The sequence below is a fragment of the Novosphingopyxis iocasae genome, from assembly GCF_014334095.1.
Lineage (GTDB): Bacteria > Pseudomonadota > Alphaproteobacteria > Sphingomonadales > Sphingomonadaceae > Novosphingopyxis > Novosphingopyxis iocasae.
Genome location: NZ_CP060495.1, coordinates 2,558,108 through 2,578,063, shown reverse-complemented (window position 1 = coordinate 2,578,063; position 19,956 = coordinate 2,558,108). Strand labels below are relative to the sequence as shown.

At 65.4% G+C, this 19,956-nt stretch carries 17 protein-coding genes, 2 tRNA genes and 1 pseudogene; 7 read left to right on the top strand and 13 right to left on the bottom strand.

Features of this window, described 5'->3' with window-relative positions; genetic code table 11:
• Window positions 1–3: 3 nt before the first annotated feature.
• Window positions 4–429, bottom strand: a complete 426-nt coding sequence (locus H7X45_RS12330) for a GFA family protein (RefSeq protein ID WP_214645496.1) — start codon at window positions 427–429, stop codon at window positions 4–6.
• A 134-nt stretch (window positions 430–563) separates the two neighbouring features.
• Here H7X45_RS12330 and glpX point away from each other — a divergent pair, with 134 nt between their 5' ends.
• Together glpX and H7X45_RS12320 are read left to right on the top strand one after the other, a co-directional pair.
• Window positions 564–1,535 carry a class II fructose-bisphosphatase gene (gene glpX / locus H7X45_RS12325; RefSeq protein WP_187335138.1) on the top strand — a complete coding sequence of 324 codons (972 nt, stop codon included), beginning with the start codon at window positions 564–566 and terminating at the stop codon, window positions 1,533–1,535.
• A 39-nt stretch (window positions 1,536–1,574) separates the two neighbouring features.
• The gene (locus H7X45_RS12320) at window positions 1,575–1,727 is read left to right on the top strand and encodes a peptide ABC transporter permease (RefSeq protein ID WP_187335137.1); all 153 of its coding nucleotides are present in this window, start codon (window positions 1,575–1,577) and stop codon (window positions 1,725–1,727) included.
• 3 nt (window positions 1,728–1,730) lie between these two features.
• On the opposite strand, the gene H7X45_RS12315 is transcribed toward H7X45_RS12320, so the two are convergent.
• A complete protein-coding gene (locus tag H7X45_RS12315; RefSeq protein ID WP_187335136.1) occupies window positions 1,731–2,222 on the bottom strand; it encodes a flavodoxin family protein in 492 nt (163 codons plus the stop codon).
• Between the two features lie 95 nt (window positions 2,223–2,317).
• Between H7X45_RS12315 and recJ the strand changes: the two genes are divergently transcribed.
• The 3 genes from recJ to H7X45_RS12300 all read left to right on the top strand — a co-directional run bounded on the left by recJ (window position 2,318) and on the right by H7X45_RS12300 (window position 4,308).
• A complete protein-coding gene (recJ, locus tag H7X45_RS12310; protein ID WP_187335135.1) occupies window positions 2,318–4,084 on the top strand; it encodes a single-stranded-DNA-specific exonuclease RecJ in 1,767 nt (588 codons plus the stop codon).
• Window positions 4,085–4,126: 42 nt separating this feature from the next.
• Window positions 4,127–4,201 (top strand) — tRNA-Glu (locus H7X45_RS12305).
• Window positions 4,202–4,233: 32 nt separating this feature from the next.
• A tRNA-Glu gene (locus H7X45_RS12300) sits at window positions 4,234–4,308 on the top strand.
• A gap of 21 nt (window positions 4,309–4,329) precedes the next feature.
• On the opposite strand, the gene H7X45_RS12295 is transcribed toward H7X45_RS12300, so the two are convergent.
• From H7X45_RS12295 to H7X45_RS12250, 10 genes are all read right to left on the bottom strand, one after another.
• The gene (locus H7X45_RS12295) at window positions 4,330–5,574 is read right to left on the bottom strand and encodes a cation:proton antiporter domain-containing protein (RefSeq protein WP_187335134.1); all 1,245 of its coding nucleotides are present in this window, start codon (window positions 5,572–5,574) and stop codon (window positions 4,330–4,332) included.
• A 9-nt stretch (window positions 5,575–5,583) separates the two neighbouring features.
• A complete protein-coding gene (locus H7X45_RS12290; RefSeq protein ID WP_187335133.1) occupies window positions 5,584–7,347 on the bottom strand; it encodes a complex I subunit 5 family protein in 1,764 nt (587 codons plus the stop codon).
• A 25-nt stretch (window positions 7,348–7,372) separates the two neighbouring features.
• A complete protein-coding gene (locus H7X45_RS12285; RefSeq protein WP_187335132.1) occupies window positions 7,373–7,723 on the bottom strand; it encodes a sodium:proton antiporter in 351 nt (116 codons plus the stop codon).
• The gene (locus H7X45_RS12280; protein ID WP_187335131.1) at window positions 7,720–8,514 is read right to left on the bottom strand and encodes an MnhB domain-containing protein; all 795 of its coding nucleotides are present in this window, start codon (window positions 8,512–8,514) and stop codon (window positions 7,720–7,722) included. Before H7X45_RS12280 ends, H7X45_RS12285 begins: the two co-directional genes overlap by 4 nt.
• On the bottom strand, window positions 8,511–8,762 hold the full coding sequence (locus H7X45_RS12275; RefSeq protein ID WP_187335130.1) for a Na(+)/H(+) antiporter subunit B: 252 nt from the start codon (window positions 8,760–8,762) through the stop codon (window positions 8,511–8,513). The genes H7X45_RS12280 and H7X45_RS12275 overlap by 4 nt, the downstream gene beginning before the upstream one ends.
• Entirely contained in the window at window positions 8,759–9,043 is a 285-nt protein-coding gene (locus tag H7X45_RS12270; protein WP_187335129.1) for a monovalent cation/H(+) antiporter subunit G, read from the bottom strand. Before H7X45_RS12270 ends, H7X45_RS12275 begins: the two co-directional genes overlap by 4 nt.
• The gene (locus H7X45_RS12265) at window positions 9,040–9,294 is read right to left on the bottom strand and encodes a monovalent cation/H+ antiporter complex subunit F (RefSeq protein WP_187335128.1); all 255 of its coding nucleotides are present in this window, start codon (window positions 9,292–9,294) and stop codon (window positions 9,040–9,042) included. Before H7X45_RS12265 ends, H7X45_RS12270 begins: the two co-directional genes overlap by 4 nt.
• Window positions 9,291–9,758, bottom strand: a complete 468-nt coding sequence (locus H7X45_RS12260) for a hypothetical protein (protein ID WP_214645495.1) — start codon at window positions 9,756–9,758, stop codon at window positions 9,291–9,293. The genes H7X45_RS12265 and H7X45_RS12260 overlap by 4 nt, the downstream gene beginning before the upstream one ends.
• Window positions 9,759–9,879: 121 nt before the next feature.
• Entirely contained in the window at window positions 9,880–12,036 is a 2,157-nt protein-coding gene (locus tag H7X45_RS12255) for a prolyl oligopeptidase family serine peptidase (protein ID WP_187335126.1), read from the bottom strand.
• A gap of 46 nt (window positions 12,037–12,082) precedes the next feature.
• Window positions 12,083–13,585, bottom strand: a complete 1,503-nt coding sequence (locus H7X45_RS12250) for a S10 family peptidase (protein WP_187335125.1) — start codon at window positions 13,583–13,585, stop codon at window positions 12,083–12,085.
• Window positions 13,586–13,892: 307 nt separating this feature from the next.
• Here H7X45_RS12250 and proB point away from each other — a divergent pair, with 307 nt between their 5' ends.
• Entirely contained in the window at window positions 13,893–15,005 is a 1,113-nt protein-coding gene (gene proB, locus H7X45_RS12245) for a glutamate 5-kinase (RefSeq protein ID WP_187335124.1), read from the top strand.
• Between the two features lie 150 nt (window positions 15,006–15,155).
• Window positions 15,156–16,412, top strand: coding sequence for a glutamate-5-semialdehyde dehydrogenase (locus H7X45_RS12240; RefSeq protein ID WP_187335123.1), 1,257 nt, complete (start codon window positions 15,156–15,158; stop codon window positions 16,410–16,412).
• A gap of 122 nt (window positions 16,413–16,534) precedes the next feature.
• Here the strand turns inward: H7X45_RS12240 and H7X45_RS12235 are convergent.
• Window positions 16,535–19,915: pseudogene (locus H7X45_RS12235) on the bottom strand (amidohydrolase family protein).
• Window positions 19,916–19,956 lie beyond the last annotated feature (41 nt).

Sequence of the window (19,956 nt, the reverse complement as noted above, 5' to 3'; positions counted from 1 at the left end):
GCGCTAATTGCGCTGGTAAATCAGCACGCCCGCTTGTCGGGTTCCGGCGCCCGGCGGGCGGTCGTTCGGATGGGTCTGGCCGTCGTTCACCGCCACGCGGTCGAAGTCGAACGGGCTCAGCCCCTCCAGACAAGCAACGTTGACGCCGAGTTCGTCCGGGTTCGATCGGCGGCGATGGTGGGTGTAAATGCCGCAGACCGAGCAAAAATAATGCTCCGCGGTGCCCGTGCCGAACTGGTAGAGCGTCAGCCTGTCCGCGCCGTCCGTCACCGTCAGATCGCCGCGCATCGCGGTCACCGCCACCGCGCCGCGGGCCGCGCAATAGGAACAGTCGCATCGGCGCGCGCTCGCCAGTCCGTCGGCCAGCCGCACATCGAATCGCACCGCGCCGCAATGGCAGCGTCCTGCCCGCATTTCTTCGTCCGCCATCGCATCATCCTTTCGCCGGGCCCGCCCGCCATGGTCGCGCGCCATTCTCGACATTGCAACAACCCTCGCCTATCGCTCGCGCGCGGGCCCGGCCGGGCCAAAGCCGGAACAAGGCGAAAAATCAGGAGACCGTGATGCCCAAGCCCAGCGATATTCTCGACCGTGTCCTCGTGCTCGAAATGGTGCGCGTTACCGAAGCCGCGGCGATGGCAGCCTCCAAGATGATCGGTCGCGGCGACGAAAAAGCCGCCGATGCCGCCGCCGTGGAAGCCATGCGCCGCGCGTTCGACAATCTGGAAATGGATGGCACCGTAGTGATTGGCGAGGGCGAGCGCGACGAGGCGCCGATGCTGTTCATCGGCGAAAAGGTGGGCGGGGCGCCGGGCAAGGGCCCGAAGATCGACATCGCGCTCGATCCGCTGGAAGGCACCACCATCACCGCCAAGGCCGGCCCCAACGCGCTCGCCGTGCTGGCCGCCGCCGAAGAGGGCTGCCTGCTGAACGCACCGGACGTCTATATGGACAAGCTGGCCTGCGGGCCGGGCTATCCGGACGGGATCATCGATCTCGACAAGTCGGTGCGCGAGAATGTGGAGGCCGTGGCCAAGGCCAAGGGCGTGGAGCCCAATGAAATCATCGTCTGCGTGCTCGATCGGCCGCGTCACGAGCAGCTGATTTCCGAACTGCGCGAAATCGGTTGCGGCATTCAGCTGATCCCCGACGGCGATGTGGCCGGGGTGATCGCGACCACCGACGAAGACACCACGATCGATCTCTACATGGGTTCGGGCGGCGCACCCGAAGGCGTGCTCGCCGCCGCGGCGCTGCGCTGCGTGGGCGGCCAGTTCAAGGGCCGCCTGCTCTTCCGCAACGACGACGAACGCGCCCGCGCCGCCAAATGGGGCATCACGGACCTCAATAAGCAGTACGACCTCAAGGAACTGGCCAAGGGCGATTGCATCTTTGCCGCCACCGGCGTCACCGACGGATCGCTGCTGGAAGGCGTGAAAAAGCTGCGCCGCGGCGTCACCACCACCGAAAGCGTCGTCATGCGCGCCTCCAGCGGCACCGTCCGCTGGGTAAAGAGCGAACACAAGACGCAGTAATTGCGGAACGGGCCGGTGCCTGCGTCCATTCCAACGGACATGGACAAACAGAACCGGCCTACCGGCCCCAATATCGATGCCCGCGACGCGCGGGGCGGACAGATTATTCTGAAGAGCAAAGCCGCGCGCATCCTGTTTTTCGGCGCGCTGATCCTGCTCGGTATCGTCGCGATCTGGGGCTACACGAGCTAGCCCTTAGAACACGCCCATTTCCAGGCCAGCGGCCAGCGTTGCGCCGAGATTGTGGGCTTCGGCCAGCCTGTCTTCGGGGATGGTTTTGTCCGCCAGGATTTCCTCCGGCGTCTGCGCCTGGACATTGACGATCAGCGTTTCGGCGATGCGTTTCAGGCGCCAGCCGGTGCAGATGCGTTCGAGCTGCCTTTTGGCGTTTTCGCCGTCCGATCCTGCGCAGATGATCGCGGCATAGGGACGGCCCTCGATCTTTCCGAGCACCGGATAATAGCTCCGGTCGAAAAATTCCTTCATGCCGCCCGCGATCGCCGCCAGATTCTCCGGGCAGGCGAACAGATAGCCGTCCGCGGCCAAGAGATCGTCCGGCCCCGCCGCCCCTGCCGTCAGAAATTCCAGCTCGACATCGCCGGCATCCAGCGCGCCGTCCCGCGCCGCTTCGGCAAGCTGTCGGCTGCCGCCGGTGCGGCTGAAATGGACGATGAGCAGGCGTTTCATGCCGGCTCTCCTATCCGATTCTGCGCTTATGGTCGAACGGGGGCCGTGAGATTAGCGATTCACTACGCCTGCGGATTCCGCTAATCCCACGCACCATGCAATTCGTCTGTGATATCGAGCGGTCGCTTTCCGGCCAGCCCTGGCGCTGGCGTGGGCGCGGCGCGGATGCGCGGGCCGGGGATTTTCGCCCGGACGATCTCCTTACCCAGCTGATGCTGGCGCGCGGCTGCCCGCGCGAGGCACTGGACGCGCATCTCAGCCCGTCGATCACCGGCTTCCTGCCGGACCCTGCGATCTTCAAGGACATGACCCGCGCGGCGGAGCGAATCGCCGATGCAGTGGAGCGGCAGGAAAAGCTGGTCGTCTTCGGCGATTACGATGTCGACGGGGCCACCAGCGCGGCGCTTCTGATTCGCTTTCTCGGCCAGCTCGGCCTCTCCGCCTCCGCCTATATTCCGGACCGGCTGATGGAAGGTTATGGCCCATCCGGAGAAGCGCTGGTGCGGCTCGGCGCGGAAGGCGCGGACCTGGTGGTCACCGTCGATTGCGGCGCGATGGCCTATGACGCTCTGGCTGAAGCCAAGGCGGCGGGGGTCGAGGTGATCGTGGTCGATCACCACAAATGCGCCGCCGAGCTTCCCGCCGCGCTCGCGCTCGTAAACCCCAACCGTCTCGACGAATGTGACGAGGCGGCAAGTCATGGCCATCTGGCCGCGGTGGGCGTCGCCTTCCTGCTGGCCGTAGAAATCCGCCGCATCCTCTCGCAACGCGGCTTTTTCGCGAATCGCGCCAAGCCGCCGCTGCTGGACCTGCTCGATCTCGTCGCGCTCGGCACTGTAGCCGATGTGGCGCAGCTCAAGGGGCTCAACCGCGCGTTCGTGGCACAGGGGCTGAAGGTGATGGCCGCGCGTCGCAACACCGGGCTCAACGCGCTGATCGACGCCAGCCGCCTTAACCGCGCGCCGATCTGCAGCGATCTGGGCTTTGCGCTGGGGCCGCGAATCAATGCTGGCGGGCGCGTGGGCAAGTCCGATCTGGGTGTGCGGCTGCTGACCACCGAAGACCCGGATGAAGCGCGCGAGATTGCGCACACGCTGGACCTTCTGAACGAAGAACGCCGCGCCATCGAATCGGCGGTGCAGGAAGGCGCGGAGGCGCAGTTGCCCGGCCAGCACAACCGGTCGGTCGCACTGCTTTCAGGCGAAGGCTGGCATCCGGGCGTCATCGGCATCGTTGCCGGACGTATCAAGGAAAAGACCGGCAAGCCCGCCATCGTCATCGCCATCGACGATAAAGGCGTGGGCAAGGGATCGGGCAGGTCGGTCAGCGGCGTGGATCTGGGCGCCGCGATCATCGCCGCGCGCGAGCATGGCCTGCTTGTCGCGGGCGGAGGGCACGCCATGGCGGCGGGCCTCACCGTGGACGCGGACAAGGTGGAGGCGCTCGCGGAATTTCTCGACGATCGCCTGGCCGCTGCGGTGGCGCGGGCGGGGGACGAGCGCGCGATGTTGATCGATGCGCTGCTCTCTCCGCGCGGGCTCAACCCCGATTTCGTCGGCGCGGTGGAGCGCGGCGGGCCTTATGGGATGGGCTGGCCCGCGCCGCGCGTGGTGGCGGGGCCGGTGCGAATCGTAAAATGCGATGTTGTGGGCAACGGCCATGTCCGCGCGATCGTTTCGGGCGACGATGGCGGCCGGTTCAAGGCCATGGCCTTTCGCGCGGCCGACAGCGTTCTGGGCCAAACCCTGCTGCACGGGGGCCCCGGCACCAAATATTGGCTGGCCGGCCGGGCGAAGATCGACGACTGGGGTGCGCGCCCTGCAGCCGAACTTCATCTGGAAGATGCTGCGATCGCGGCTTGACCGATCGGTGCGCGTTCCCTAAGTGCGCAGCTTCCCGGCGGAGGCCCCTTCGTCTAGCGGTTAGGACGCGGCCCTTTCACGGCTGAAACACGGGTTCGATTCCCGTAGGGGTCACCACCGGGACTTTAGCGCTTCAGGCCACCGCGCATGGCCCCTTCGTCTAGCGGTCAGGACGCGGCCCTCTCACGGCTGAAACACGGGTTCGATTCCCGTAGGGGTCACCAGCCATTTCTTGCGCCTGTAGCTCAGCCCTTCGCCTCATCCTCATAACGCTCCAGCCGCCTGCCGAGTAGATTCGCGAGCGGCGTGGCGCTGATGCCGTGGATGATAACGGACAGGAAAATCACGAGGCTGGCGACCGGCCACAGCCATTCAATGCCCGTCTTGTCGTGCGCCAACATGGCATAATAGGCCGCCGCAACGCCAATCGGCCCGAAGAAGCCCGCGAACAATGTTTCATCGCGCTTCTTCAGCGAAGGAATGATCGGCGATAGCACCAGCCACCAGGGCAGCCGCCGGAGCAGCACGAGGGCCAGCGCCAGAAACAGGGCGTTCCAGCCCATCGCCAGCCATTCTTTCCATGGCAGCAGCACACCGATCAGGACGAACACCGGCAGATCGAAAAAGCGTGTGATCGCGCCGTGCAGATTGTGCTGGTGCGTTTCGATGTCCGAAATGCCGCGGTTGAACATGATCCCCGCCACAAACACCGCCAGGATGCCGTCCGTGCCGATCAGCTCCAGCCCGGCCAGCACGGTGAGCGACAGAGCTAGGCCGATGGTGAGCAGTGATTCGTCTTCGGAATAGGGTTTTTTCTTGGCCCAGACGAACAGCTTACCCGCCAGCCAGCCGATGATGCCGCCGATCAGGATTGCACCGCCTACTTCCCAAAGAATGATGCGGCTGGCCCATTCGCCCCAGGCTTCGGCTGCCGGCTTGGTGAGGAGCAAAATCGGCAGCATGACGAAGAGAAAGCCCAGCCCGTCATTCGCAGCGCTTTCCGCCTGAATCAGATGGCGCACACGGGCGGGCACCTTCGCATTGGCGATACGCCCGGTGACGATCGAGGCGGCCACCACCGGATCGGTCGGCGCTGTAATCGCGCCGATCAGCAGCGCCGGCAGCAGGCCCACACCCAGTAGCGCCGCCGCCATTCCCGCGCCGGTCAACCACATTAACGGCAAACCCAAAAGCAGCACGACGCCCATGTCCCGCCACCAGCTGCGTACATAGGACATCGGCAGGCGCAGCGCCGTGCCCATCACCGCGATTCCGAGCGTGATGCGCGCCACCTCTTCCAGCGTGTTCATGCGGTTGTCGCCGAAAAGCTGCGTTTCCGCGACATAACCCAGAAGCGGCCCCAGCGCGGCGCCGAACAGCAGGCACAGCGTCACTTCCGAGATCCACAGGCGGTTGCTGATGAGGCCGGCCAGCAGGCTCATCGTCAACACGACGCCGCCGATCGCGAATAGGAGGAGTTCCAGCGCCATTGCCCGCCTTTACTGCCAGCCGATCCACATCGACAGACCGGCCAGGCCCACCGCGGTCCAGACCACATAATCGCCGACCAGACCCGAGTGCACATATTCCAGCGCCGTAAAGGGCGCGCGTTCGGCGCGGGCCATCGTGCGAGCGATACGTGCCGTCGGGCGGCGGCGCAGCAGCGAAAGGCCAGCGATCAGGATGGCCAGCCCCACGGTCGACAGCGCGGTCCAGGGGACAGCGGCGGGCGGCGCCAGCTCGGCGAGCGAACCGAGGCCGCTCATGACGGCAAAGCCCTGCCCCGACGCTTCGGCCAGGCTGGCGGGCAAGATGATCGCCAGGGCGATCAACAGGGCCGCAGGCGCCAGCATCAGCGCGAAGGGACGGTCCGCCCGCTCACGCTCCAGCTCGGTCGGCGCGCTCGCTTCCACGCCGGGAGCACCGCTGAGCCCTGCGAAAATGCGCAAGGTGGCGCGCAACACCGCCGCGCCGGTAAGGACGGTGGCGAAGCTGACCGCCCAGAACAACGGGCCATGGCCGATGGCGTGATGGATCATCTCCTCGCCACCGTGCAGCGGGCCGAAGGGCAGGCCGGCAAGCATCAGCCCGCCAAGGCCCATAACGACACCGGCGGGCCACCAGCGCCGCCCCTGCCGATACAGCATGATCTCGTCACCCGAGGCGCCAAGCGCCAGCATGATGCCCGCAACCATGAACAGCGCGCCCTTCACCAGGCCGTGACCGAGCAAATAGAGCGCAAAGCCGGTCAATCCCTCGGACGACAGGCTGGCAACACCGGTTAGCATGATGCCGAGATGCGAAATGGTGGAAAAGGCGAGCAAGCGCTTCAGATGGCGCTGCCCCCACGCCATCAGCGCACCGACGATCGCCGTGACGCCGCCCATCGCCATCAAGGCGGGCTTGGCAAGGGTGATGATCGCCGCGTCTTTGGAAAATACCAGCAGCAGCAATTTCATGAAGCCGAACAGGCCGACCGAGACCATAGCGCCGGAGAACACCACCGAAACCGGGCTAGGCGCCACTGCATGCGCGTCGGCGAGCCAGAGGTGGAAGGGCACGATCGCCGCCTTGGTCAGCAAGGCGGCGGCCAGCAGGACCAGCGCCGCGATCAGCACCGGATCGGCCCCGCGCTCCGCCGCCAGCTGCCCCATATAGACCATGTCGAGCGTGCCGAGCCGCGCGTAAACAAGGCCCACCGCACCCAGCATCATGAAACCCGCAATGGCGTTGGTGACGACGAAATTGAATGCGCCGTCCAGCGCGCTCTGCCCCAGCGGATAGGCGGTGAGCGCAAAGGCGGAGATGCTCATCAGCTCAAACCAGACGAACAGGTTGAACAGGTCTCCCGTCAGGCAGAAACCCTGCATGCCAGCCAGAAACAGCAGCATCAACACCTGAAAGTGCGAATGGATGTGGTCGAAATAGCTCCAGGCGAACACGAAGGCGGCGGAGAACAGCAAGCCGACGAACGCGGAGACGCCCGCGCTCACCGGATCGGCGCGAAAGGCGATGCCCAAGATCAGGTTGCCGCTGCCATGGGCGCCGGGGCTCCATCCGCCGAACCAGTGCATGACCGGCGCACTTTGGCTCATGGCAACGCTCGCCAGCCAGCCCGACAGCAGCATGACGGCCAGCGACACGGCGAGCGCGGCGATATCCGCAATACGCGGCGGCAATATGTGCGAGACGGCCAGGATCAGCGCCGCCATGCCCAGCGGCAGCAGAACCGTGACCGGCAAGAGCAGTTCGGGCAGCGTCATGGCAGCGCCCGTGACCGAACAAGCTTCATTTCGGCTTGCGCAGCGCGCGCACGCTCTGCGGATCGCAGCAACCGGTGCGCTTCTGCACCTGGATGGCGAGGACGAGGAGCAGCGCGGACATCGCGGCACCGATGACAATGTCGGTCAGGATCAGTGCCTGAATCACCGGATCCACTGCCGGCGTGCCGGGCGGATGATCGAAAAACACCGGCGGACCCGCACCCCATTTGTATCCGAGGCTCAGCAGAAGGACATAGGTGGAGCTTTGGCAGACGGTAAGGCAGCCGACGAGGTGCACGAAATGGCGCGACGTCGCGATGCCGTAAAGGCCAATGCCGAACAGCCAGGCGGCCACGATCCACGGCAATATGCTCATTGCGTCTCATCCACTTCGTCGCCGTCGCCCTCGGCCGGATCGTCTTCCGACGGCTCTCGGGTTTCTTCCATGAATTCCACCATCAGCGCGCCGAAGCTGCCGGCCACCGCCACCGTCACCGCGAAATTGCCGAGGATCATCATGCCGCCCGAGATCATCGAGCGGAAATCGCTGGTCGGAATGATGTTCTCCAGCGCCGCCTTGCCCAGAAACAGGGGGAACGCCGCTGCGGCAACGAACACGAAACCGCCCGTCCCTTCCAGAAAGGCCATGACGGGGCTGGGGATCAGGCGGCGCCATCCGGCATAGCCGTCACCCAGATAGATCAGGATGAAGCTGGTGGCGCACAGTACCCCGGCCTGGAAACCGCCGCCCGGCGTCTCCGTGCCTTGCGCCACGATATAGATACCGAACATCATGACGATGCTGGCCGACAGGCGCGACATCAGCACCAAGGCATCCGACCGGGGGATGACGGGCCGCCCGCGCTTCTGATCGGCACGGTCGCTCGCATCCTCGCCCCGGCTGCCGCGCAACAGCATGACCGTGCCGGTTACCGCGCCCACCAGCATCATTTCCTCGCCCACCGTATCGATGCCGCGCACATCGAAGTTCACCGCGGTGATCATATTGGCGACATGGCGCAGGCCCGGAACGATGTCGTTCACCGCCTGCCCGTAAAGCTCGGTGGGAAAGCCGAAGGGCGGCAGCGCGTGCGCCAGGCTCCAGATGCCCGGCAGCAGCAGCGCAAAGGCGATGAACAGCAGCGAGAGGCGCGCCTTGGCGTTCATTTGCCGCGCCGCTCCCGATCGTTGTTGATCGCGGTGAGAGCGACCAGGAACAGCAGCGGCACGATCGCCGCGCCCACGCCGACTTCGCTGATCGCCACATCGGGCGCCTGCAAAACGAAGAAAAAGAGGGTAAGGATCAGGCCGTTGATGCCGAGGGCGTAGACCTGCTTGCGCGGATCGCGGGTGATGACGACCATCAGCCCGCCGACCGCCACCAAGAGCAGCACGAGGCCGATCAGCCAGCTCACCGCCGTTCGCCGCCTCGAATCTGCAGCGCGCGGGCCACGGCATGGTTGGCGAGCGCCCCGGTGACGATGAGCACGGCGAGGATGAGCACCATCTTCAGCGATCGGCCCGTCACGCCATCGGTGATGAAAGCCGCCGCAACGAAGCAGGCGGTGGCGGCGACGGCGACGAAGCTGGCCGCGTGCAGCCGCTCGAACGGTGTTGCGAGACGAAGAAAGGCGATCGCGCCGATGAGGGTTGCCAGCACGCCGAGGGCCAGCAGCAGCGCAAGCGCGATCGTCACAGCCAGCGCTCCTCGAACAGCGCATAGAGCAGCGTACCCGGAAGCGAGAGAAGCGCGAGCGACAGGGCGATGTCGATCGCGGCGGGCTGATCGAAGGCGAAATCCATGGCGACGAGCAGCAGCACCGCAATCACGCTGGCGAGCTGAACGGCGGCGAGGCGTCCGGCGATCGGCCCGCGCCAGATCGCGATGGCCGCCAGCGCGAAAGGCAGGATCAGCGCGATCGAGGCGGCAAGCCAGAGATCCGTCATGCCAGCCAGTCCGGACGGTTCGGCCCGTCGCCCTTCAGCAGCTTGTGCCCATAGGCACAGGCGCGTTCGGACGTGATATCGACGACGTAGAAATCGGGTGTGAGCGATCCCGCGATCACGGCAGTGGCGCGCCGCGCGGCCTCGGACGGGTCATCGACGGTGCCGAACCGGAACTTTGGCTCCACCGCGCGGCCCGGCGAACCGCCGACCAAGCAGGTTTTCAAAAGGACGCCGCCGATGCGCAGTGTATCACCCGGCAGGCGGAGGGCGGCACGGACCCAGGGGCTCCAATGCGCTTTCGAAAAGCTGAGACTTCTCTCGCTGCCGAACCGCCGAATGAGCATCGACCAGCCGAGGATCAGAACGGTGAGAATGGCGGCGGAGACGAACTGCGCGGTGCCCAGCGCGCCCGCCAGCAGCAGGTAGAATGCGAACAATATCGCGGCGGTCAGCAATCGCATCATCCGGATGTCGCCTCGCAAGTCCCCGATCCGTTTCGCCTGTGTAACGCATGGAAACTCAGGCGAACAGCTTGGAAAACGCGCAAAGCGCCATCCGGATGCGGGGCGCGCGGCCCCGCCCCGATTATTTGCCCTTCAGCACGCTGTTCAGATACACTGTAACCAGCGCCGCGCGCTGTGCATCGGCGATGCGGTCCGCGCCCGCGGCGTGGCCGCCTTCGGGATCTTCATAATAATAGAAATCGTCGCCGAAATTTTCGAGGCGGGCGGCGAATTTGCGCGCATGGGCGGGGTGGACGCGGTCATCCTCGGTCGAGGTGTAAAGGAACGGCACCGGGTAATCGACGCCCGCCTTCATGTTCTGATAGGGCGAATATTGCCCGATGAAGGCCCAGTCCTCCGGCTTGTCCGGATCGCCATATTCGCCGATCCAGCTCGCCCCGGCCAATAGGTGCGAATAGCGCTTCATGTCGATCAGCGGCGATCCGATGACCGCGCCGCCGTAAAGATCGGGACGCTGCACGATCGCGGTGGAAGTGAGCAAGCCGCCATTGGAACGGCCAGAAACGGCGATGTCGCCCTTTGTAGAAACTCCCGTGCGGATCAGATCTTCGGCCACCGCAGCCAGATCGTCGAACGCGTTCTGGTGCTTTTCGCGCATCGTCGCCTTGTGCCAGCGCGGCCCATATTCACCGCCGCCCCGGATATTGGCCAGAACGAAGGCATTGCCCTCCTCCACCCAGAACAGGCCGGCGGGGCCGGAACGATAGGGCTGGCCGGTCAGATAGGTCGGCGTCTGGGCAAGGTTGAACCCGCCATAAGCGTGGATCAGCGCGGGCACGGGGCCGCTTTCCCCCTTCTTGCGCACCAGGAAGTAGGGGATCTTCGTGCCGTCCTTGGAGGTGGCAAAGCGCTGCACCACGTCCATGGTCGCGGCATCGAAGCGCGCGGGCAGCGCGTCCACTTTCACCGGCGCGGCGCCGGGGCGCACGGCATCGAGCGTGGGCGGCGACAGGAAGCCTTCGACGGTGACGAAGGCGAGATTGCTGTCATGCGCCGTCGCATCCAGCGTCACGGTGCTGTTGGCGGGCAGCGCCATCGCCTGCTGCGACCAGGCACCGTCCGCACCGCGGGTCAGCGCGATCAGCTTGCCCGACACATCGTCCAGCAGCTTCACCCATAGCACCGACTGGCCGGACGCGACCTGCTCCACCGCCTGGCTGCGGCTGGGCATGAACACGCGCTCCACCTGCGGATCGCGGCCCGCGAGGACGTCCGGTACCGAATAGGCGACGATCGCTCCCGCCGGGATGCCATTCCAGTCGCTCTGCAGCGTGGCGAACAGGCGGCCGTCCAGCATCGCGTTGATTTCCGCGTCCTGCGGCACCGGCGAGGGGATCGGGCGGCCGTCCGGCGCGATATGGCTGACATCGCTGTGGTAGAAATCCACCGCCTTATTCAGGATCGGATAGCGCGTGCCGCCATCTTCGAACACGCCCACTCCGACACTCACATAATCCTTGGGGACGGTGGCGATTTCGGTGGCGGCGGACAGCGGCGCGCCGCGTTTCCAGAGCTTCACGGTGCGCGGATAGCCCGAATCGGTCAGGCTATCCGGGCCGAAATCGCTGGCGACGTACAACGCGTCCGGCCCGGCCCAGCTCAGCCGCGTCTTGGCCGTCGGCACGGTGAAGCCGCCGTCCACGAACCGGCCGGTGGTCAGATCGAACTCGCGCTCCAGCACGGCGTCGCCGCCGCCATTGGACAGAGCGACCATGCAGCGGGTGTAGTCCGGGGCCAGGCAGTCCGCGCCCTTCCACACCCAGCTCTTGCCCTCCTGCTTGCCCAGCGCATCGACGTCGATCAGCGTATGCCATTCGGGCTTGCCCGCGGTGAAGCTTTCCAGCGACGCGACGCGCCAGAGACCGCGCGGATTGGCCTTGTCCTGCCACAGGTTGAGCACGCGGTTGCCGATGATCTGATCGGGATTCGCGATCTGGCGATCGTCCTGCAGCAGATCGAGCGCGCGGGCCTGATATTGCTTGAACCCCGGCATCGCCTCCAGCGCGGCGAGCGAGCGGGCATTCCACTGGTTGACCTTGGCGAGCGCGCGCTCGCCATGAATGTCCTCCAGATAAAGGTTCGGGTCGGCTGCCTCGGCAGTGCTATCGGCAGCGGCGGGACCTGCTGCGGGCGCAGCGACGTCCGCCATGCCGGTCATCGGCGCGGTGCAGGCGGCAGGCAGAATCGCGGCGGCAGCAAGAAGAAGGGGATAACGCATGGAACACATCGCTTTCTGACAGGAAGGATAAGGGGTGCGGCGGCGTTCAGCCGCGCATATTGTAGATGGCGCGTGCATCGCGCTTGAACGCGGCACCGCTGTCGTCGCGGCTGTAGAACATGTGCCCGCCGGGATAGACATCCAGCTTCACGCGCTCGGCCATGCCGAAATCGGGCATCTGATCCACGATCAGCACGCTCGCCATGAACGGGCAGCTGAGATCATCCCAGCCATGCACGATCATCACCGCCATGTTCGGATCATTGGCGATCGCCTTGCGCAGGTCCTGCACCGGCTTGTCGTCCGGCTCGCCCCGGTCCCAAGCCTCGTTCACTTCATAGCTGAGCGCGTGATAGCGCGCGTCTGTCTTCCACCCCACCACGCGGGTGATGAAGTCCACCATCGCGCTGGTGGTCGGCGCGATCAGCGCGTCGAGGATCGGATCGTTGGACCGGCGCTGCGCAGACCAGGGGAAGGGATCGAAGGCGGTGACGTTGCTGTCATAGACGCTGCCGATCGTGCGATCTTCCCGGTGGACGGCGCGCAGATAGGTGCCCGAATCGATGCGCCCGCCCCGCTCGGCCACCAGATCGCGGTCCAGCCCGGTCAGCTCCGTCACATTATCGACGATCCGCGCGACCGCCGCCGGATCGGAGCGGCCCTGGAGCAGATCGGTCGCGAAGGGGCCGCGCGCATAGGCCACCACATCGGCCATTGCAGCCGGGGTCAGCCGCCCCTGCCGCTCCAGATTCGCGGCGGCCATGGACGGCAGATCGATGATCCAGGGCAGCGGCGAGAGCGCGGTCGCCCCGTCTCCGGATGCCGGATCGAGATAGGGCGAAACCATCACGATCCCGTTCAGCCCCACCCCGATCTGCGATTGCAGCTCATAGGCGATCCGCGGCGTGCGATATCCGCCATAGCTTTCGCCCATCACATATTTGGGCGAGCGCAGACGGCCCTCTTTCACCAGCCAGTCGTAGATCACCTTGGAAAGATATTCGATGTCCGGATCATTGGCGTAGAACGCTTTGTTCGTCTCCTCCTCGTCCACCAGGCTGCGGCTGAAGCCGGTGCCGATGGGATCGATGAAGACAAGATCGGTGAAATCCAGCCAGCTATTGGGATTGTCGGTCGTGATCGGCGCGTCGGACGGAGCATCGCCCTGCGCGCCGAATTGAAGGCGCTTCGGCCCCACCGCGCCCAGATTGAGATACACCGAGGACGCGCCCGGCCCGCCGTTGAAAGCGAACGTCACCGGGCGGTTCACGTCTGCACCCGGCACCGTATAGGCGGTGTAGACCACCTGCCCGATCGTCTTGCCCTTCCCATCGCGCACCGGGATCGTCCCGACCGTCGCATTGTAGGAAATGGTGCGCCCACCGATGACGGCGGACTGCTTCACCGTCTTGTCTGCGGGCAGCGGCGGCAGATCCATCCCCTCATCCACCTTTTCGGTGGTCTGCGTCACCTGCTTCTCCTGCGCGGCACCGGGCGCAGCGATCGATAGGGCAAGCGCAGCGGCGGCGATCCAGCGGAGCTTGGTCATGCAGTTTCCTTCGGAGGAAGCGTTGGTCATGGCGACTGCGACATGCCTGCAGAGGCGCGGCATCCGCAGCGTGGATTACGGGCGATAGTAGAGAGGGGAAAGCTCCGCTGGCAAGCGCCCTCGCCGCTCTTTTCCGGCTCCCGAAAGCTTGGCTGACGGCGGGCCGGATGTGCTGCACCGCGCAAAATTCGGCTCCCGGCCTCGACCTTCGCGGATTCGCTCCCTATGTGTGCCCCCGCCTGGCGCGCTGCCCTTTGGGTATCGCGGTGCGCCGCCCGTGACCTGAACTGTCCAAGAAGGATATCCCATGGCCTCCCCTTTCGATGGCGTGAAGCGCCTGGTCGTGAAGATCGGCTCCGCCCTCCTCGTCTCTCCCGAAGGCGAGGTGGAGCGTTACTGGCTTGCCAGCCTGATCGACGATCTGGAGACCCTGCGGCGTGAAAACGATATCGAGGTGATCCTCGTTGCCTCCGGCGCAGTCGCGCTCGGCGCGCGCATCCTCGATCTGCCCGCGGGCGGCAAGAGCAGCCTCGACGATGGCCAGGCCTCCGCCGCGACGGGCCAGATCGCCCTTTCCGGCCTGTTCTCCGAACTGTTGCGCGCGCATCGCCGCCGCGCCGCGCAGATTCTGGTGACGCTGGAAGACCTGCAGGACCGGCGCCGCTATCTGAACGCCTCGGACACGATCGAGCGGCTGCTCTCGCTCGGCGTCACCCCGATCATCAACGAAAATGACAGCGTCACCACGCGCGAGATTCGCTTCGGCGATAATGATCGTCTGGCCGCGCGCGTGGCGCAGGCAGCGCATGCGGACATGGTGTTGCTGCTGTCGAACGTCACCGGCCTGTTCTCGGCCGATCCGGGCAAGGACCCGGACGCGATCTTCCTGAAGACGGTGGACAGTGTGGCCGATCTCGACGTGGATCTCGGCCCGCCCACCGGGCCCGGGACCGGCGGCATGGGTTCAAAGGTGGAGGCCGCGCGCATCGCGGTTGCCAGCGGCATCCAGCTTGCCATCGCGGACGGGCAGAAGCCCAACCCGATCATCCGCTTCCGCGATACCGGCGACGGCACGGTGTTCACGGCCGAAGGCGGCGTGGACAAGCGCAAGGCCTGGATCGCGGGCAAGATCGACGTGCGCGGCACGCTGCACGTCAACGAAAACGCCAGAAAGCATCTGATGAACGGCGACAGCCTGCTCACCGAAGGCGTGACCAAGGTGGAAGGCGAATTTTCGCGCGGCGATTCGGTCGATATCCATGACGAGACCGGCCAGCTGATCGCCCGCGGCCTCATCAGCTATGACGATAACGACGCCAAGTCGCTGTGCGGCAAGGATGCGGACGAGCAGGAGGCGATCCTAGGTTATGCCCCGCGCGGATCGCTGATCGACAAGAACAACCTCGTCCTGCTCGTCTGAGCACGCCTCCGCGGCGTCGACGCGGACGGGCAACCATCTGCCCGCCCGATCATTGACGAAAGGAAACGTTCCCGCACGGCGGACTGCGTTCGCGCGCCTTGGCGCTGCGATGGCCCTCCGGCACCATCTATCGAAGGAGACCCATTTTTCATGGCCGACAATCATGACCAGCTGATCCAGGACATGGGCGAAAAGGCCCGCGCCGCCGCGATGCGCCTTGCCCTCGCCACGACGGAGGAGAAGGCGGCTGCGGTGAAGGCCGCCGCGCAGGCGATGCGCGACGACAGCGCCGCCATCCTGGAAGCGAACGCCAAGGACATGGAAAATGCGAGCGACCTTCCCGCTGCGATGCAGGACCGCCTGAAGCTGGATCAAGATCGGCTGAACGGGATCGCCGATGCCGCCGATCAGGTGGCCAGCCTGCCCGATCCGGTGGGTGAGATCATCAAGGAGTGGGAACAGCCCAACGGCCTGAAGTTCGAACGCCGCCGGGTGCCGCTGGGCGTGGTCGGCATCATTTACGAAAGCCGTCCCAACGTCACCGCCGATGCGGGCCTTCTGTGCCTGATGGCCGGCAATGCCGCCATCCTGCGCGGCGGATCGGAAGCGGTGCATTCCAACCGCGCAATCCACGCCTCCATCGTCAAGGGCGTCGAAAAGGCGGGCCTGCCCGGCGATGCGGTTCAGCTGATGCCGACGCAGGATCGGGGCGCCGTCGGCTCCATGCTGAAGGCCGCGGGTCTGATCGACATCATCATTCCGCGCGGCGGCAAGGGCCTCGTTGCGCGCGTGCAGGAAGAAGCGCGCGTTCCCGTGCTCGCCCATCTCGACGGCATCTGCCACGTCTATGTCGACGGCGCGGCGGACCCCGAAAAGGCGCGCGAGATCGCGGTCAACGCCAAGATGCGCCGCACCGGCATTTGCGGCGCGATGGAAACGCTGCTGATCGACGAAGCCGCGCAGAGCTTCGCGCCCGATGTGATCAAAGGCCTGCTGGATGCAGGTTGCGAGGTGCGCGGAGACGCGAAGGTCGAGCAGATGGACGCGCGCGTCAAAGCCGCCAGTGACGAAGATTGGGACACCGAATATCTGGAGCCCATCGTTTCGGCCCGGCTGGTCGACGGCGTCGACGGCGCGGCCCGCCACATCGCCGAACATGGCAGCCACCATACCGATTCGATCGTCACGGAAGACAAGTCCATCGCCGCCCGCTTCCTGCAGGAAGTCGACAGCGCCATCGTGATGCACAACGCCTCGACCCAGTTCGCCGACGGCGGCGAATTCGGCTTCGGCGCGGAAATCGGCATCGCCACCGGCCGCCTCCACGCCCGAGGCCCCGTGGCACTGGAAGGCCTCACCACCTACAAGACGGTTGTCCACGGCGAAGGCCAGACCCGGCCTTCCTGAGGTATCTTAGCGAATTCGAGAAGCTGACGGCGGCCTAACCGTTTGCCGTTCTAGCCAAACAAAAAAGCCGCCCCGCAATCGCTCACGGGACGGCTTTTTTTCGTGGGGATCGAGGCCTGCCCTCAATTCTCCCAGAAATAGGGCATGCGCTTCGTATCGCCGGTCTCGACCTCGTTCATGGTCACCGGGTCATACATTCGCCCACCGAGCATGACATAGGCAATGTCATCCGAATTGCGGATGTCGACCGTCGGATCTGCATCGAGCACCACCAGATCGGCGAGCTTGCCCTGTTCGAGCGAGCCGATATCGCGGTTCATGCCGAGCGACTGCGCGGCGACGATGGTGCCTGCACCCAGCGCCTCTAACGGAGTCATGCCGCCGCGCACGAAGCTCCACAGCTCCCAATGCGAACCGATACCCGCCTGCTGGCCATGCGCGCCGATGGCGACCTTCACGCCGCGCTGAGCCAGCTTCTGCGCCTCGCGGGCGTTGTCGTCGTCCGCGAACGCCTCTTCGGGTGCCTTGGTCACGCGCTTGCCCGCGGCGGCCAAAGCGGCAGGCGGAGTGTGCGCCTTCAGCAGCGGATGCTCATAAATGTTCATCGCCTGGCGCCAATAGGGATCGCCCGCCAGCCCGCCATAGGTGACGACGAGCGTGGGCGTATTGTTGGTATCCGACTGGCCGAAGAACTGCAGCACGTCTTCGTAAAAGGTTTCGAGCGGAACATTGTGCTCCAAGGTGGAATTGCCGTCCGCGACCAGGTTCATGTCCATGCCGTAGAGCGAGCCGCCCTCGGCCACGACCAGCATGTTTTCGGCGCGCGAGGCGGCAACCACCATCTGGCGCTGTTCGCGCCGGGGTTGGTTGTAGTTCTTCACCGAATAAGCGCCTTGCGCTTTCAGCCGCCGGACATGATCGAGCGCGTCCTGATATTTGTCGATCTCCGCATAAACGCCATAAGCCTTCGCACCGTAGATCACCTCTCCGGTCGAAAAGATGCGCGGGGCGAGCAGATCGCCCGCCTGCTGCATTTCGCTCGCGACGAAAATCTCGCTCGCCGTGCTGGACGGGTCGTGGATCGTGGTGGTGCCGAGGGCAAGGTTCTGGACCGCCGACCAGTTCTGCTGCGGCACCAGCTCATCCGTGCCCTGCGGCCCGTGCGCATGCGCATCGACCAGACCGGGGATGATGGTCTTGCCCGTCACATCCACCGTCTTCGTGCCGGCGGGCACCCGCACGGAGGCAGCGGGGCCGATGGCGGCGATACGGTCCCCGTCAATCAGCACCGTGCCGTTCTCGATCACGCCGCCGTCCGCGCCCGCCATGGTGACGATGCGCGCGCCGGTGAGCGCGATGCGGCCCTGATGCTTGTCCGCCCGCACCGTCCGCGCCAGTGACACACCGGAGCGCGGCGGCGTGAAGGCCACAGGATTCTGCCCCTCGGCCGGCGGCCAGCTGGGAAACAGGTTGGCGATATCGGCGGTGTAGAGCGTCGGCCCCATCGACCAGTGGAGGCGCGATCCGTCGCCTTGGAAATGGATATAGTCCGCCCCGCCCTCGCTCACGCGGACCACCGGCAGCGCCTTGGCATCGGGCGAGAGCGACACATTCTGCCCGCCCGGCAGCAGCGGTGCCACGAACGCCTCGTAATTCTGACGGAAGGCGAGATAATCCCCGTTCGGCCCCACCGCGAAGTCGTTGATCAGCTCCCCTTTGGCGTGGACGCGCTTGTCCTGGCCATTCAAATCGGTGCTGAACAGCTCGGTCTTGTCGGCGGAACGGTCGATCATGAAGATGCGTGCGCCGTCCGCGGCGAATTGCCCGCGCGCGGCATCGCGGTTGATCAGCTTCGGCGTGCCGCCCGATGCGGGAACGGTATAGACGCCCGGATTTTCGGACCATTCCGGCGCGGTGAGATATCCGCCTTCATGCTTTTCGAACACGATCAGCTTGCCGTCCGGCGACAAATGCGGGCGCGCATAATGGCCCGGCTGGCTCGTCACCTCGCGGCCGTTTCCTCCATTGGCGGAGATGGTGCGGATCGTGCCCAGCCCCTCGTCCGTCCAGTCAACATAGACGATGCTGCTGCCGTCGCGCGACCAGCTGGGAAACAGCTCGCGGCTACCACCCTCACCGCTGGTGAGGCGGCGCGGCGTACCGGCGCCCATGTCCTTCACATAGAGCTTGCCGAGGCTTTCGAACACCACGCGGCGCCCGTCGGGCGAGACTTCGGCAAAGCGCGGCATCTTGGCCGTGAAACTGTCCGGCCCCACCGGGATCATCGGATGCGGCGCCTTGGAGACACCGCGCGTGTCGTTCACGCGGAACGGGATGATAGCGGCATTGCCGCCATCCGCATCGATGCGGCGGATCTTTCCGCCCGCCCAAAAAACGATCGAATTACTGTCCGGCGTCCAGGCCATGTTCGGATAGACGCCAGTGACCGCCCAGGTTTCCTGCACATCGCGGTCGAGATCGCCATAGATCTCCTTCACCGCGCCCGATGTCATGTCCTTCACCCACAGCTTCGACTTGCCGTCCTCGCGCCGGACGAAGGCGATGCGCTTGCCGTCGGGCGAAGGCTGCGGACGCACCGCGCCGCCCAGGCCGCTGATCGCGGTGGTCGTCTCGCCGGTTTCCAGATCGTAGCGCAAGATATCGAACAGATCCTGGTTCGAATCCTGCGCATATTCGAAGATCGGCCCGGGCGTAACGTTCTTGGTGTAGTAGACCGCGTTGCCGTTCGCCGCGAAGACAGGCTCGCCCAGTTCCTTCTGCCACTGCTCGCTGGGCCGTTCGACCAGCTGCACGCCCGATCCGCCCTACACATGGTAGAGCCAGATTTCGCCCGTGCCGAGCGAACGGCCGGTGGTGAAATGCTTCTTGGCAGCGATGTAACGTCCATCCGGGGACCAGCTCGGCTGGTTCAGAAGGCGAAACTCCTCCTTCGTCACCTCGCGCTTGTCAGAGCCATCGGCGTTCATGATCCAGATATTGTCGCCGCCGCCCCGGTCCGAGGTGAAGGCGATGCGGCTGCCATCCGGCGAGAAGCGCGGCTGCACTTCCCAGGCCAGCCCCTCGGCGATGCGCACCGGCGTACCGCCCGATATCGGCATGGTGTAGATATCGCCCAGCAGCGCAAAGGCGATGGTGCGGCCGTCCGGGCTGACGTCGAGATCGATCCAGCTGCCTTCATCCACATTGATCGGCACCTGAGTGATCTGGAAACCGGGCGGATTGTTCACGTCCCAGATGTCCACGCTGGCCGGATCGACCGCGTTCGCAGCCGGCGTGGCGGCGGGCGCAGGTGCTTCGTCCGACTGCGGGAGCTGCGAGGGATCCTCGTCCTTCGCCGTGCTGGAGATCACCTCATCCTCCGGCCCCTCGGTCTGCTCAAGCGGCGGCGGATCGCCATATTCCTGTGCCCAGGCCGCAGACGGGGCGGCGGCGGCAGGCATAGCGAGGAGCGCGGCGATGACGCCGTGCAGCGCGTAGTTCATGATTGTCTCTCCCTCTCGGACTTTGCGCCACCGTAGCGAGG